This window comes from Kitasatospora sp. NPDC051702 (assembly GCF_040681575.1).
Classification (GTDB): Bacteria; Actinomycetota; Actinomycetes; order Streptomycetales; family Streptomycetaceae; genus Kitasatospora.
This window is the reverse complement of the sequence record NZ_JBFAZB010000007.1, coordinates 104613-119469: the sequence shown is the minus strand read 5'-3', so window position 1 is coordinate 119469 and position 14857 is coordinate 104613. Positions and strand designations below refer to the sequence as shown.

Annotated in this window: 14 protein-coding genes; 9 read left to right on the top strand and 5 right to left on the bottom strand. The window is 73.6% G+C overall.

Annotation, left to right across the window (positions count from 1 at the left end; translation table 11 throughout):
• Positions 1-14 precede the first annotated feature (14 nt).
• Positions 15-1499 carry a cytochrome P450 gene (locus AB0N04_RS09030; RefSeq protein WP_360216526.1) on the bottom strand — a complete coding sequence of 495 codons (1485 nt, stop codon included), beginning with the start codon at positions 1497-1499 and terminating at the stop codon, positions 15-17.
• A 316-nt stretch (positions 1500-1815) separates the two neighbouring features.
• A complete protein-coding gene (locus tag AB0N04_RS09025) occupies positions 1816-2724 on the bottom strand; it encodes a BtpA/SgcQ family protein (protein WP_360216523.1) in 909 nt (302 codons plus the stop codon).
• A gap of 224 nt (positions 2725-2948) precedes the next feature.
• On the opposite strand from AB0N04_RS09025, the gene AB0N04_RS09020 reads away from it, so the two are divergent.
• Both AB0N04_RS09020 and AB0N04_RS09015 read left to right on the top strand, forming a co-directional pair.
• Complete coding sequence (locus AB0N04_RS09020; protein ID WP_360216520.1) at positions 2949-3437, top strand: MarR family transcriptional regulator; 489 nt, start codon at positions 2949-2951, stop codon at positions 3435-3437.
• Positions 3434-4900: an MFS transporter gene (locus AB0N04_RS09015; protein ID WP_360216517.1), complete on the top strand. Its 1467-nt coding sequence runs from the start codon at positions 3434-3436 to the stop codon at positions 4898-4900. The genes AB0N04_RS09020 and AB0N04_RS09015 overlap by 4 nt, the downstream gene beginning before the upstream one ends.
• A 93-nt stretch (positions 4901-4993) precedes the next feature.
• Here AB0N04_RS09015 and AB0N04_RS09010 read toward each other — a convergent pair whose 3' ends face one another.
• Complete coding sequence (locus AB0N04_RS09010) at positions 4994-6118, bottom strand: restriction endonuclease (protein ID WP_360216514.1); 1125 nt, start codon at positions 6116-6118, stop codon at positions 4994-4996.
• A gap of 244 nt (positions 6119-6362) precedes the next feature.
• On the opposite strand from AB0N04_RS09010, the gene AB0N04_RS09005 reads away from it, so the two are divergent.
• Together AB0N04_RS09005 and AB0N04_RS09000 are read left to right on the top strand one after the other, a co-directional pair.
• Positions 6363-7013, top strand: coding sequence for a hypothetical protein (locus tag AB0N04_RS09005; RefSeq protein WP_360216511.1), 651 nt, complete (start codon positions 6363-6365; stop codon positions 7011-7013).
• 258 nt (positions 7014-7271) lie between these two features.
• Positions 7272-8003: a sulfite exporter TauE/SafE family protein gene (locus tag AB0N04_RS09000; protein ID WP_360216508.1), complete on the top strand. Its 732-nt coding sequence runs from the start codon at positions 7272-7274 to the stop codon at positions 8001-8003.
• A gap of 64 nt (positions 8004-8067) precedes the next feature.
• On the opposite strand, the gene AB0N04_RS08995 is transcribed toward AB0N04_RS09000, so the two are convergent.
• Together AB0N04_RS08995 and AB0N04_RS08990 are read right to left on the bottom strand one after the other, a co-directional pair.
• Positions 8068-9270 (bottom strand): MFS transporter, encoded by a 1203-nt coding sequence (locus AB0N04_RS08995; protein ID WP_360216505.1) that lies wholly within the window; start codon positions 9268-9270, stop codon positions 8068-8070.
• Between the two features lie 122 nt (positions 9271-9392).
• Complete coding sequence (locus tag AB0N04_RS08990; protein WP_360216502.1) at positions 9393-9767, bottom strand: VOC family protein; 375 nt, start codon at positions 9765-9767, stop codon at positions 9393-9395.
• A gap of 220 nt (positions 9768-9987) precedes the next feature.
• Between AB0N04_RS08990 and AB0N04_RS08985 the strand changes: the two genes are divergently transcribed.
• The 5 genes from AB0N04_RS08985 (at position 9988) to AB0N04_RS08965 (ending at position 14783) form a co-directional block, all read left to right on the top strand.
• A complete protein-coding gene (locus tag AB0N04_RS08985; protein ID WP_360216499.1) occupies positions 9988-11226 on the top strand; it encodes a permease in 1239 nt (412 codons plus the stop codon).
• A 60-nt stretch (positions 11227-11286) separates the two neighbouring features.
• Positions 11287-12159, top strand: coding sequence for an RNA polymerase sigma-70 factor (locus AB0N04_RS08980; protein ID WP_360216496.1), 873 nt, complete (start codon positions 11287-11289; stop codon positions 12157-12159).
• Between the two features lie 235 nt (positions 12160-12394).
• Positions 12395-13147, top strand: a complete 753-nt coding sequence (locus AB0N04_RS08975) for a GntR family transcriptional regulator (protein ID WP_360216493.1) — start codon at positions 12395-12397, stop codon at positions 13145-13147.
• 9 nt (positions 13148-13156) lie between these two features.
• Positions 13157-13384, top strand: a complete 228-nt coding sequence (locus AB0N04_RS08970; protein ID WP_360216490.1) for a ferredoxin family protein — start codon at positions 13157-13159, stop codon at positions 13382-13384.
• A gap of 13 nt (positions 13385-13397) precedes the next feature.
• A complete protein-coding gene (locus AB0N04_RS08965) occupies positions 13398-14783 on the top strand; it encodes an ABC transporter substrate-binding protein (RefSeq protein ID WP_360216487.1) in 1386 nt (461 codons plus the stop codon).
• Positions 14784-14857: the final 74 nt, after the last annotated feature.

The window sequence follows — 14857 nt, the reverse complement described above, 5'->3', positions numbered from 1 at the left end:
CCGTGGCGCCACGGTCAGGCCGGGAGGACGGGGCAGGAGCCGGCGGTGTCGTAGCCGTGCGCCGCGGCCGGGCCGATGGCGATCAGCAGCTGCGAGTGCGAGAGGTTGTTGAAGTGGATGTCCTTGTCCGCGAGGTTGGTGATCCGGGCCTCGGGGTGCTCGGTGACGAACCGGCTGACGAAGTTCTTCGCCATCACCATGCCGAGGTTGCGCCCGGGGCAGCTGCGCCGACCCTTGCCGAAGGGCAGCACGTACGGCTCGGAGCCCTTGGCCTCGGGCAGGAAGCGCTCGGGCAGGAAGGCGTCGCCGTAACGGGCGTGCAGCGCGTGGATGTTGGGCATCACCCGGGTGCCCTTGCGCAGCAGGTAGCGGCGCCCCTCGACGTCCACGTCGAAGTCCTCGACGATCTTGTTGTTGATGACCGATCCGGGCGGGCTGAGCCGGAGCGACTCGCTGACGCAGGCCTCGACCAGCTCGTCCTTGCGGTCGCCGGTGCTGCCCGCGATCGCCTCGCACCAGGTGGCGTTCTCCGGCTGGAGGACGTACCAGAGGGTGGCGAGGATGGTGTTCTGGACGGTGTCCAGGCCGGCGATGGAGGCCGTCAGGAGGTCGTCCCGGGTGATCTCCAGCGGGATGTCGAGCTTCCCGTTGCCGGTGGCGACCTGCTCCCACACCGTCCCGGGCCCGGGGACGCCCTGCAGCAGCTCCGCCAGGTGGTCCTGCAGCGCCCTGATGTTGTACTGCAGGCGCCGGGCCTCCCGGGTGACCGGCCAGGTCGCCATCGGGAAGTGGACCCGGTTCCAGAAGCGGTTGGAGTAGAACCGCAGGCCGGTGAAGGTCTCGTTCAGGGAGAGCATGAAGGGCACCTGCGACACGTTTCCGCGGCCGTCCTTGTAGGACACCGTGAGCCGCATCGCGTCCTGTCCCCAGACGAACTCGCCCATGACCTCACGGGTGTAGTCGCCCGCGATGGTCTTCATGTCGAGCGGGGCCCGGGCGTCGAACGCCGCGCACGTCCCGGCGGCCCGCCGGGCCGAGAGTTCGTCGATCCGCTCCTGGTCGAAGCCCTTTCCGAGGTTGCGTTTGCGGTCGCCGAAGTGTTCGGTGGTGATCTTCTGGAACGTCATCGCCGAGGGGGACAACTGCCCGAAGGAATACAGGGCGGGCGTGTCCCGGTCGATGTACTTTCCGGTGACCGCCGGGGAGGTGAGGATCTCCGTCGCCTGCCGGTTCACCGCGTAGAGCTGGATGTCGAAACCGCGAATGCTTCCCACGAAATCCGTGGCCGGATGGTCCAGGTAGAGATAGTCCCGGGTCTTGTTCCGGCCGATCAGCCCGGATACGTCGGTCTCGGACCCGATGAGCGGGTAGGTCCGGCTGAACGCGACGCCCTGCTTCTCGTAGTACCGGCGCTCGCGCACCGTGCGTGCCGCCTTCGCGGTGAAGGCCAGCGAGGCGGCGCCGGCGGCCGCCACCGGGACGTACCGTAATAACCTCATGATCCACTCCTCGACGCTCAGGGGCGGGCCCCGGCGAACGGGCGCGCCTCGTCATTGGCTCAGGCGCTCCCGGGACGTCAGGGAGCGTTTTCCTCGAACTCGGAGCCGGAGATCCGGTCACCCCCGACCGGGCCGCACCGGGCCGCCGCACGTGCGGGCCCGTCCGATCCCCCCGTTGATCGTTCCGCGTGCGAAACCCCGTACCGTGCCGATCGTGCCGGCACGGCCGACAGGAGATGACCCGGTCAATATATGAGGCGCGAATCGGTTCGCGCAACGACGCCGTGGTGATCTCGGGAATGGCCGAATTCCCCGGTCAGTCCGACCGGTTGTCGGACGGCCCCGAATCCGCGAACCGCTTTTCCAATTCGTCCCGTGCGGCACTCAACCGTTCACAGACCCCACGGTCGATCCGGCCGTGCCAGACCCCGCCGGATTTGATGGAACTGCCGACGATGGCGCCGTCGGCGTTCGGAACGACGTCCGCCAGGTTCTCGACCCGTACGCCGGAGCCCGCCACCAGGGGCAGGTCGGTGGCCGCGCGGACCGTCTCCAGGTGGTCCGTCAGGGGCGCGTCGCCGAGCCTGGTCCCGGTGACGATCAGGGCGTCCGCGTCGAACCAGGCCGCGTCCCGGGCCTGGTCGGTCAGCGAGCGGTCCGCGGTGATCGCGTGCGAGCCGAGCTTGACCTGGACGTCGGCCCAGACCGTCACGTGCTCGGCGCCGATCGCCCTCCGGTAGCGCGTCATCAGCCCGGCCCGCCCCTCGACGAGGCCCTCGTTGGCCACGTAGGCGTTGGCCCACTGGTTGGAGCGCACGAACCGGGCGCCGGTGGCGGCGGCCACCGCGAGCGAGCGGTCGACGGCGTTGGCCAGGCAGTTGACCCCCAGCGGCACGCCCACGGCGCGCGCCACCTCGGCCGTGGCGACGGCCATCGCCGCCGGCGTCTCGGGGCCGATGTCGTCGGGCTTGAGGAACGGGATGTCCCAGCCGTTCTCGACGATCAGCCCGTCGAACCCCGCGTCGACGAGCAGCCGGGCCTCCTCCGTGGCCCGCCGGACCACCTCGGCCATCCCGCGCTCCGGGACGAACCGGGGCGAGCCGGGGAGCGGCAACAGGTGGATCATGCCGATGAGGGCGAACCGCCGCCCGAAGAGCCGCTCCAGATCCCCGCGCCCCGGGGCGTCGCCGGGGCGGTCGGTCGTTTCCCTGCCGAAGGCTGCCATGGACTCCACCGAGGTCCCGAGGAGGCGCCCGGAGCCACTGCCGGCGATGGCACGGACGTCTCGCACCGTGTGATTGGCCAAGTGAGCTGGGGAAGGCGGTCCCCAGCCTACCCAGTGCGGGGCCGCCGCCGCCGGACAACGGCGGAACCGGGACGGGGTCGGCGCCCGGAACCCTTCGCCGCAAAGTGCATAAAAGATTCATATAAAATAGCTATGCTTCGAGCATGAGTCACCAAGACCCCGCGCCCGACGCCCCCGCCGCCATCGGGTCGGCCCTCTACGGCCTGGCCACCAGGGCCGTGAGGCGCCTTCCCCGCGACATGAGCCTCACCTCCGCCGCCACCCTGGCCACCCTGGACAAGACCGGCCCGCGGCGGATCACCGATCTGGCCGCGGCCGAGGGCGTCACCCAGCCCGCGATGACCGTCCTGGTCCGCGGCATGGAGGAATCCGGCCTGGTCGAGCGGACGGGCGATCCGTCCGACAGGCGGGTCACGCTGGTGTGCCTGACCGAGGCCGGCGCGTCCTACGTCCGGACGCGGCGCCAGGCGGGCGTCGACGCGTACGCGCGGTTGGTCGAAGGGCTCACCGATGACGAGGTCGAGGCCCTGGCGGCAGCCCTTCCGGCGCTGCTGCACCTGGCGGAGCTCGAGAGTCACGCCGGAGCGGAGCCGGAGCAGTCTCCCCGGCCCAAGCGCAGGACCAGCCGATGAGCACCGCGCCGATACGTTCCGGGACACGGGCGCTGGTGCCCGCCCTGATGTTCGTCGCCCTGGTCGTGGCGGCGGTCGGCAGCCTCGGGACACCGCTCGTCACGAGCGTGGCGACCACGTTCCACGTCTCCCTCGACAGTGCCCAGTGGACGCTGACCATCGCGCTGCTCAGCGGTGCCGTCGCCACACCCGTCCTCGGCCGGCTCGGAGCCGGCCCGCACCGGCGGGCCACGATCCTCGCCACGCTGGCGATCGTCGTCGTGGGCAGTGCGCTCACCGTGCTGCCGCTCCCGTTCGCGTGGCTGCTCGTCGGCCGGGCGGCCCAAGGCGTCGGACTCGGTCTCACCGCGCTGTTGATGGGCGTGGCCCGCGACCACCTTCCCGAGGAGCGCAGCGCGGCCACGATCGCCCTGATCTCCGTGGTCTCCATCATCGGAGCCGGCGTCGGCTACCCGCTCGCCGCACTGCTCGCCGAGTTCGGTGGGCTGCGAACCGCCTACGGCCTCGGCCTACTCGTCACCGCCCTCGCTCTCCTGACCGCCTGGCGCTCCGTGCCCGCGGCTCCCGCAGGCCGCTCCGCCCGAGTGAACGTGGCCGGCGCGATCGTCCTGGCGGGCGCGCTGTTCCTCGCCCTGTTCCTGGCCGGCGAGCGGAGCCTGTGGAGCCGTCACCTCGCCGTGGCGGTGACCCTCGCCGTCGTCGCCGTGCTCCTGCTCGGCCTGTGGACCACCTCAGAGCTGCGCAGCAGGACGCCGCTGGTCGACGTCCGGGCGGTACGGCACCCGGCGGTCGCCGGCGCGAACATCGCGATGTTCGTCGGCGGGAGCGGCATGTACCTGCTGCTCACGCTCATCACCCGCTACGCGCAGACGCCGCCCGGCGCCGGCTACGGCTTCGGGCTGACCACCTTCGCCGCGGGGCTGGTCCTCGTCCCGTTCTCCGTGCTGGGGTTCGTCGCCGGCAGGCTCACGCCGAGGGTCCGCGAACGGATCGACGGCCCGCTGCTGCTGGCCGGCAGCGCCGCCGTCGTCGGCTGCGGGTTCGTCGTGTTCGCCACGGCCCGGTCCGGCCTGGCCGAACTGCTGGTGGCCATGGGCGTGCTGGGCCTCGGCGTCGGCAGCTTCTCGGCCGCCATGCCCGGTGTCATCCTGGCCGTCACACCCACGAGCGAGACGTCGAGCGCCATGAGCTTCAACTACGTCGTCCGCAGCGTCGGCTACTCCCTGGGCAGCGCCATCGGCGGCCTGGTGCTGGCGGCCGGCACCGCCACCGGCCGCCTCCTCCCGGACGACGACGCCTACACCACCGCGGCGTTGGTCGGCATCGCCGCGATGGCGATCACGGCGATGACCGGCCTCGCTCTCGCCCGCCGCCGCACACCCGGGACCGGTCCGACCACGGCCCCGGACGGAGTGCCGGTCGGTGCGCCGGGCCGGGGCCGGTCGAGTCGGACCGGGAGCTGAGGACGCCGGCATGCGGTTCCGGGGACCGTGGCCACCGAGCCCCGGCAGGCGCTCAGGTCGGCCTTCGACGGTTCCCCGGTGACCGCGACCGGCTCAGGCCTCGACGGCCTCGTCCACCGCGTCGGCGCCGTCCGCCTCGTCGACCTCCACGCCGTAGGCCATCACGGCCTGGCGCAGACCGCCCGGGTACCCGGCGAGGGCCGGGGTGAAGTCCCAGTCGCCCGCCTCGTCGCGGTCGAACCGGCCCAGGCGCATCGCGGTGTTGGTCTCCGCACCGTCGGCCAGGTGCACCACCGACGCGGGCTGGTCGGCGCCCGCCTCCAGGATCAGCGCCGGCCCGCCGAAGCCCGCCATGGTGGCCCCGGGGTGGTTCTCGGTGTCGGCCGCGGCGACGATGACCAACCGGTCGGCCTCGGCGGGCAGCGCGTCGAAGTCGACCATCAGACAGGCGTTGGCGTCGCCGTAACCGGTCACCAGACGCACCGAACCGTCCGGCGTCGACCCGTTGTTGTAGAACACCAGGTGCTCGTCCGAGAGCGCGGCGTTCCCCCGGCAGACCAGCGCCGCGATGTCGTACTCCTCCTCGCCGGTCCAGTGCAGCAGCAGCCGCGCCGGCTCGGCGGCGACCTCGATCGCCGGCAGGCCGTCCGCCTCCCCGGCGCCGTCCGCGGCGACAGCGCCGGCACCGTCCTGGGCGGCGGCGAACACCTCGTGGAAACCGTGGTGCTTGAGCAGACCGACCAGCTCGGCGCCGTTGATCAGGGTGACCGGCTTGCCCGCCACGAACTGGTGCGAACTCGGCCCGAACCTGCTGGTGGTGACGAGTACGGCCTTGGTGGCCGCCCCGTCGTGCTGCAGCGTCCCGTAGAGGTCCCGGACGGCCGTCGGGGCGACGGTGTCCCGGTACCGCTTCACCTGCACGATCACGTTCCCGCCCCGGAACGGGTCGGTGTCGAGCCCGCGCACGTCCACCCCGCCGTCCCGCGAGCGGGCCGTCAGCTCGACCTTCATGCCCATGGCCTCCATCAGCCGGGCGATCAGCCGCTCGAACTCGACCGGGTCCATCGCCAGCAGCAGCTGGAGCTCGCGCACCCGCCGCGCCATCCGGCCGCGGTCGGCGTTGGTGTCGTCGCGCAGGTGGCGGAAGAGCATCCGCTGCGCGCGGCGCTCGTCGGTGTCGGGGGTGCTGAGGCGGTGGAGCTTACGGCTCCGGGACATGTGGTGCTCCCTTGGCGGTGACGACTGCGGCAGGCGTCACCGTAGGGGATCGGATGACACCGCGTCAGCGCCGTCGCACAAACGAGACCTTTCCGGAGGGATCGGATACCGAGCACCGCCCGCCCGAGGCGGCCTGCGCCCGGCGCGCAGCCGCTTCGTGATCGGCCCCCGGACCGCCGACGACGTGGGGCTTCGACCGTGGCCCGGGTCCGCGGGAGGCGGGGCGGAGTGCGAGGATCACCGTATGCCCGATACCCCCGTCGACGGTGACCCCGGCCGTGATCGTCGTGACCGCGGTGACCGCGATGACCGCGATGACCGTGGTGGCCGTGGTGACCGCCTCCTCGCCGAGCTCGGCGAGCCGTGCCTGGCCGTCGCCGACCGGCAGCGCGGACTGCTGGCGGTGGCCGGCGAACGGGAGGACGGCGAGGCCTGCGCGGTCGGCCTGTTCGACGTCCGGGGGAGCAAGCGCGTGCGGTGGCTGGTGCCCACCGGGTTCCCGGTGCAGGCGATGGCCTTCCACCCGCACCGGCCGCTGCTCGCCGTGGGGACGGGGGACTACGACGGCGGCTACCACTTCGAGGGGGAGCTGCTGCTCGTCCACCTGGAGACGGGTCTGGTGCGGTCGATGATCGAGGGCCACTTCGGCCGGCAGGTGCTCGGGCTGGAGTGGCTGAACGGCCAGGACCTGCGGATCCTGCTGGCGCCGCACCACGACTACCAGGACGCGAGGGCGCACACCGAGGGGCACGTCGCCGTGGTGAACCGGGCGGACTGGACACGGGCCCACGCCGGCTCGCTGACCGGCCGGGACCTGGCCGGCGGCCCCCGGGTGCCCGCCCCGCGGCCGGACGGCCGGGCAGCGGCCCGCCAGGCCGTCGCCCGGCTGACCTAGGGCGTGTCTGTCGGATCACGCCAGGCGGTCGCCGCCGGGGCACGCACCTCGCCGGCTTCTCGTCAGTCGCCGATGCTCCGCATGGACTCCCTCCTCGGCACCGCCGATGCACGCACCCCAACGACGCCCGCTGATCCGACGTGATCCGAAAGACACGCCCTAGGCTTTGTTCGGCCGGGAAACGCCGTTGTCCGCACCCGTCCGCCGGTTGGACGCTGGGCGGGAGCACGAACGACCAGCGCGTACGAGGAGCCGCCGGTGAGCAGTGGATGGGCCGCGGACGTCCTGCTGGGTGTCGTCGTCCTGACGGGCGCGTCCGTGCAGCGGATGACGGGGATGGGGTTCGCGCTGGTCGCGGCGCCCGCCCTGGTGCTGCTGCTCGGCCCGGCACAGGGCGTGGTGCTGGCGAACTGCGCGGCCGGTGCGATCAGCGCGGCCGGGCTGGTGGACAGCTGGCGGGAGGTGCGGGTGGCGGCGATGCTGCCGTTGATCGCCGCGGCCGCCTGCACGGTGCCGGCCGGGGCCTGGGTGGCGGCCCGGCTGCCGGAGCCGGTCCTGCTGGCGGGCATGGGGGTGCTGGTGACGGCGGCCGTGCTGCTGGTGATGGCAGGCGCCCGGGTGCCGTCGCTGCGGGGTGCCGGGGGAGCGGTGGCCGCCGGTGCGGCGAGCGGGTTCATGAACTCCTCGGCGGGGGTCGGCGGCCCGGCCATCTCGCTCTACGCCGTCAACGCGGGCTGGTCGGTGCGGGAGTTCGTGCCGAACGCGCAGTTCTACGGGGTCGTGGTGAACGCCTTCTCCGTCACGGCCAAGGGCCTGCCCCAGCTGACCGCGCCGCTCTGGGTGCTGGTCTCGGCCGCGACGGCGCTCGGCGCGCTGGCCGGCCGGGCGCTGGCCGGCCGGATCCCGGACCGCCGGGCCCGGTCGCTGGTGCTGCTGCTGGCACTGGCCGGCGGCCTCACCGCCCTGGGCAAGGGACTGTGGGGGCTCTGAGGCCCGGGCCTGAGCTGCGGCGGACCGGGTGACCCGTCAGGTCCGGTCCGTCCGGCCCGGCCGGTCAGGCGGTGGCGCGGGAGCGGCGGAGCAGGTAGGTGCCGGAGACGGCGGCGACGACGGCCATGCAGGCGGTGAAGACGAGGCCGGCGTGGGCGAGGCCGAGGGGTTCGGAGAGGAAGCCGACGCCGATGACCGGGATCGAGATGCCGAAGTAGGCGACCACGAAGAGCGCGGAGAGGACGCCGCCGCGGTGCTCGGCGGGGGCGGCCGCGGCGACCTCCCCGACCGCGCCGCGCAGGCCCATGCCCTGGCCGGCGCCGCCCACCAGGGCGCTGAGCAGCAGGGGCGGGAGGGTGGTCCAGGCGAGTGAGGCGGCCAGCAGGGCGAGCCCGGCGATGAGCACCAGGCAGCCGAGGGGGATCGCCCGGGCGGTGCCCAGCCGCGGCACCACGAGCTGGCCGAGGGTGGAGGCGAAGAACCCGGTGAAGACGACGAGCCCGACGACGGCGCGGTTGTCGATGCCCAGGCTCTGCGCGAGGAAGGCCGGGGTGACGGAGGTGAAGACGCCGAGCAGGGAGAAGCCGGCGAAGGCGGCGAGCCCGGCGGGGACGAAGACCCCGCGGACCTCGGGCGGCAGGGTCGGCAGCTTCGGGCGGGCGGTGCGCAGCGGGCGGGCCCCGGCGACGGTCTCGGGCAGCAGCCAGAGGACGGCGAAGGACGCCGTGATCAGCGCCAGGTGGACGACGAACGGCAGGACGAGGGGGTCCGGCGCGTACTCGGCGAGCAGCCCGGAGAGCAGGGTGCCGCAGCCGAGGCCGCCCATGTTGGCGGCGGTGGCGACGAAGCCGGCCCGGGCCCGGCGCCCGGGCGGGGCGAGTTCCAGGACGTACGCGGTGGCGGTGCCGGTGAACAGGCCCGCGGACAGGCCGGACAGCAGACGGCCCAGGACCAGCAGCGGCAGTCCGCCCTCGGCCAGGAAGGCGACGGCGCTGCAGGCGGCGAAGAAGAGCCCGCAGAGCAGGACGGGGCGGCGCCCGACGGCATCGGAGACGGTGCCGACGAGCAGCAGCACGCCGATGACGCCGAGGGCGTAGACGGCGAACACCACCGTGACGGTCTGTTCGGAGAAGCCGATCTCCTCCTGGTAGAGGCCGTACAGCGGGGTGGGCAGGGTGGTGCCCGCCATGCAGACGGCGAAGGCGGCGGCCGCCCCGAGGTAGCCGAGGCGGTCGACGACGGGCCGCGCAGTCTGATGATCGGTCATTCGCCCACGGTAGGTGCCCCTGCCTGCCGTCCCCGTGGCCCACACGGCCCGGCTGGGCCGAACGGGTGCGCCGACGGTACGCGGGTCAGGGGGGCGGGTCGGTTCGCGGGCCGGGCCGGGGGTCAGGGCAGGGTGAGGCAGAACGGGTGCCCGGCCGGGTCCAGGAGGACCCGGACCCGGTCGCCGCCGAGCGGCTGGTGCTCGGGCCTGACCGCGCCCAGCTCCCGCAGCATCGCCTCGGCGGCGTCGAGGTCGTCCACCTCGAAGTCGAGGTGGATCTGCTGCGGCACGTCCTGGCCGGGCCACTGCGGGGTGCGGTAGCCGTCGACCCGCTGGAAGCCGATGAACAACCCGTCCCCGCGGGTGAGCCCGGAGAATTCGGCGTCCGACTTCGGATGCGGGTCGAACCCGGTGGCCTGCCGGTAGAAGGCTGCCAGCGCGACGGGGTCGGCGCAGTCGAGCGTGATCGCGGCGAGCTTCAGCTGCGGCGGGGGCATGGCGGTCTCCCTGGCGGTCGGGGTCGGGGTCGGGGTCGGGGTCGGGGGTCGGGCTCGTGCGCGGGCCTCGCGTGGTGCCGCAGCGCCGCCGCCCCACCGTAGTGATCGGCCCGCCGCCCGCGCGACCGGTTTCCGCGACACGGGGGAGATGCTCGCGCAATACCTGTAGGGGGTATATCGTCCGCGCTGTGACCGCCAGTCGAGGGGGGAACCGACGCGTATGAGCGCCATCCTGCACGCGCTGTCCATCACCGGATCGATGACCTGGGAGATCACCTGGGCGCTGATCCTCGGCTTCCTGCTGTCCGCCGTGGTCCAGGCCGTCGTGCACAAGGCGACCGTCGTCCGGCTCCTCGGCGACGCGCGCCCCCGTACCCTCGCCGTCGCCGCGCTCCTCGGCGCGGCCTCCTCCTCCTGCTCCTACGCCGCGGTGGCGCTCGCCCGGTCGCTGTTCCGCAAGGGCGCCGACTTCACCGCCGCGATGGCCTTCGAGATCGCCTCCACCAACCTGGTCGTCGAACTCGGCGTCATCCTGGCCCTGCTGATGGGCTGGCAGTTCACCGCCGCGGAGTTCGTCGGCGGGCCGATCATGATCGTGGTCCTCGCCCTCCTCTTCCGCGTCCTCCTGCGCGAGCGGATGCTGCGGGAGGCCCGCGAACAGGCGGACCACGGCCGGGCCGGCTCGATGGAGGGGCACGCCGCGATGGACATGTCCGTTCGGGGGAGCGGCTCCTTCGCCCGGCGGCTGCTCTCCCCGCGCGGCTGCACCGCCACCTCGCACGTCTTCGTCATGGAGTGGGCGGCCATCCTCAAGGACCTGGTGATCGGCCTGCTCATCGCCGGCGCCATCGCCGCCTGGGTGCCCGACTCCTTCTGGCAGGCCTTCTTCTTCGTCGACCACCCGCTCGCCGCCAAGCTGTGGGGCCCACTGGTCGGCCCGCTGGTGGCGATCGCGTCCTTCGTCTGCTCGATCGGCAACGTGCCGCTGGCGGTGGTGCTCTGGAAGGGCGGCATCAGCTTCGGCGGGGTGATCGCCTTCATCTTCGCCGACCTGCTGATCCTGCCGATCCTCAACATCTACCGGAAGTACTACGGCCGCCGGACGGCCCTCTTCCTCCTCGGCACCTTCTACGTCGCCATCGTGGTGGCCGGGTACGTGGTGGAGTTCACCTTCGGCGCCCTGGGGCTGGTGCCCGACCAGAGCGACGCGGAGATCCCGATGGAGGGCGTCAGCTGGAACTACACCACCTGGCTCAACATCGCCTTCCTGCTGCTGGCCGCGGCCCTGGTGACCCGTTTCTTCCGCACCGGCGGCGCCGCGATGCTCCGGATGATGGGCGGCGGCCCGGACGACGCCCACGGGGGCGGCCCGGACGAGGCCCACGGGGACGGACCGGACGAGGCCCACGGGGACGCGGACGGTCACGGCCACCGCGGGAGCCCACCGGTCGGCCACTGACCCCGTGGACCGGAGGATCGCGCTTGCCGGGGGAGCGGCTCGGTGGCAGCCTGATTGACCATGATCAACACGCCCACGCAGCCACTGGACGACTTCACCGCGCACCGCCGACTCCTCTTCGCCACCGCCTACCGCCTGCTCGGCAGCGTCGCCGACGCGGAGGACGTGCTGCAGGACGCCTGGCTCAAGTGGTCCGACACCGACCACGGCGCGGTCGCCAACTCCCGGGCCTACCTGGTGCGCACGGTCACCAACCTCTCGCTGAACCGGCTCACCTCGGCCCGCGCCACCCGCGAGTCCTACGTCGGACCGTGGCTGCCCGAGCCGCTGCTCACCACACCCGACGTCGCCGAGGAGGCCGAGCTGGCCGACACCGTCTCCACCGCGGTGCTCGTCCTCCTGGAGAGCCTCACCCCCGTCGAGCGGGCCGTCTTCGTGCTGCGCGAGGCCTTCGGCTACTCGTACGGCGAGATCGCCGCGATCCTCGACCGCAGCGAGGCGACGGTGCGCCAGACCGCCCACCGGGCCCGCGAACACGTCCGGGCCCGGCGCTCCCGCTTCGACAGCGACGCGGACCAGCGCCGCGAGGTCACCGGCCGCTTCCTCGCCGCCTGCGCGGGCGGGGACCTGAACGCGATGATGGAACTGCTCGCCCCCGACGTGACCGCCTGGGCCGACGGCGGCGGCAAGGTCACCGCGGCCCGCCGCCCGCTGCACGGCGCGGACGGCGTCGCCCGCTGGATGCTCGGCGTCCTCGCCAAGCCCCACGTGCGGGACATCGCCCGGCAGCCGGCCGTCATCAACGGGGAGGAGGGCATCCTGTTCACCGTCGACGGCCGCCCCGTCGGCGCGCTCACCTACGACCTCACCGACGGCCGCATCCACCAGCTGCGCTTCCAGGTCAACCCGGAGAAGCTCCGCGGCCTCCACTGACCGCACTGGCCCCGGCCCACCGCCGCCCCGGTCGTCGCCCGGCGGACGCGCCCCGCCGGGCAGCCGGTGGTCGGCGGTCGCCGGGGTGGCGGTTCGGGCGGGCGGTCGGGCGTCGGCGCAGGTCAGGCGGGCAGCGGACCGGGTGTCAGATGGCGTAACGCTGCGGCAACCCACCGGTGGCCCACCCGCCCCTAGGGTTCTGGCTGACCCCGCAGCAGTCCGCCAGGAGCAACCGATGACCAGCGAGAACCCGACCCGGCCCGCAGTGCGCCGGCTGCGCGCCGACCGGGCCCGGCAGGTCGCGGACGTGCTGCGCCACCAGGTGCTCGGCGACGTCTACCGCGGCGGCCAGCTGCCCCACGAGGAGCAGCTGGCCGAGGAGTTCGGCGCCTCCCGCAACACCGTCCGGGAGGCCCTCGACCTGCTGCGCGCCGAGGGCCTGGTCCGCCGGGTCCCCGGTTCGGGGACGCTGGTGGTGGCGGAGAAGCTGCCGCACGGGCTCACCCGCCTGCAGGGCCTCGCCGAGATGCTGCACGAGCACGGCGAGGTGACCAACGAGGTCCGCGCCTTCGGCCCGGTCCGGGCTCCCGGCCCGGTGGCCCGGAGGCTGGGCCTGCCCGAGGGCGGCGACGTGCTGTACGTCGAGCGGCTGCGGCGCCTGGGCGGGCTGCCGCTCTCGCTGGACCTCACCTACCTCGCGCCCGACCTGGGCGAGCGGCTGGACCCGGCCGACCTGGTCGACCGGGACGTGTTCCGGCTGATCGAGGAGGCCGCCGGGCAGCCGCTCGGCGCCGCCGACATCACCCTGGAGGCCGTCAACGCCGACGCGCACTCCGCCACCGTCCTCGAAGTCCCGCGCGGGGCCGCCCTGCTGATGCTGGAGCGGCTGACCACGCTGGCCGACGGGCGCCCCGTCGACCTCGAGTACGTCCGCTTCCGCGGCGACCGGATCACCATGCAGGGCCGGCTGCTGCGCGACCTTTCCTGAGGAACCCCCATGGCACTCGCCGACCACCGCTCCGACGTGCCCGTCACCATCGACGCCTCGCTGTGCATCGACGGCTGCACGCTCTGCGTCGAGGTCTGCCCGCTCGACTCGCTCGCCATCGACCCGGCCACCGGCAAGGCCTACATGCACGTCGACGAGTGCTGGTACTGCGGCCCGTGCGCCGCCCGCTGCCCCACCGGGGCGGTCACCGTCAACATGCCCTACCTGCTGCGCTGAGGAGCCCTCCCGGATGCCCCACGACAAGATCAGACCCGTGCTCGCCGCCGCACTCCTCGCCGCCACCGCCTGCACCGCCACCGCCTGCACCTCCCCGGCCGCGGCCGACGGCACCGTCGAGGTGGTGGTCGGCTACCAGTCCAAGACCATCAACACCGTCACCGCCGGGACGCTGCTGCGGGCCCAGGGCTACCTGGAACAGCGGCTCGCCGAGCAGGGCCGCAAGGACGGCCGGAGCTACCGCGTCACCTGGCAGGACTACGACTCGGGCGCGCCGATCACCGCCCAGATGCTCGCCGACAAGATCGACATCGGCTCGATGGGCGACTACCCGCTGCTGATCAACGGCTCCCGCGCCCAGGAGGCCGGCGGCCCCGGCACCCGGCTGGTCTCCGTCACCGGCTACAACCTGCTCGGCGCGCTCAACAGCGTCGTCGTCCCCGCCGGGTCGGGCGCCCGCACCCTGGCCGACCTCAAGGGGAAGACGGTCTCCACCTCCGTCGGCTCCGCCGCCGACGGCACCCTCGTCCAGGCCCTGCGCCGGGCCGGCGTCGCCGACTCCGACGTCCGGAAGCAGAACCAGCAGCCCGCCGTCGGCGCCTCCGCCCTCAAGGCCGGCAGCGTGGACGCCCTCGCCCAGTTCGTCGCCTGGCCCGGCGCCGTCGTCTTCGGGGACGGCGCCCGGCTGCTCTACGACGGCTCCGCGCTCCAGCAGCCCACGCTGCACGGCGTGGTGGTCCGGCAGAAGTACGCCACCACGCACCCCGAGGTGGTGCAGGCCTTCCTGACCGCCCAGGCCGACGCCACCCGCTACCTCAACGAGCAGCCGCTCGCCGCCGCCGAGAAGGTCGCCGCCGCGACCGGCCTGGCCCCCGAGGTGGTCTACCTCTACAACGGCCCGAACGGCATCGCCACCTTCGCCACCGCACTGCGGCCCGAGCTGCTGGACGCGCTGCGCAGGGACGTGCCCTTCCTCGCCTCCGTCGGCGTGCTCAAGGCCCTCGACCTCGACCGCTTCGTCGACCCGCAGCCGCTCGCGCGCGCCGCCCTGCCGGACGTCCCCCCGGCCAGGATCACCGGCACCGACCCGCTCTGCGGGCGGCCCGCCGACGACCCGATGCTCGCCGGGGAGGTCTGGTACCGGGGCGAGGCCGCCACCCGACCCGCCGCCGACCCCGGCTGCCTGCTGCGCGCGCTCAAGGCCGGCGGCGGCACCGTCCGCGCCGCCTACGTGCCCGACGCCGCCACCGGCACCCGCTGGTTCGCCGACAAGGACCACTGGGTCCAGGACGGGGCCCGGCTGCTGCCCTTCACCACCGAGGACGGCGCCGCCGCCTACCTCGGCGCCCACCCCGGCGCCCGGCCGCTCTCCTACGACCAGGCCCTGGCGGCGGCGTGACCACCGTCCTGGGCCGCCCCGCCGCGCCGCCGGCCCCGCCCGCACCGGCCCCGCGGCCGCTCGGGGGCGGTGGC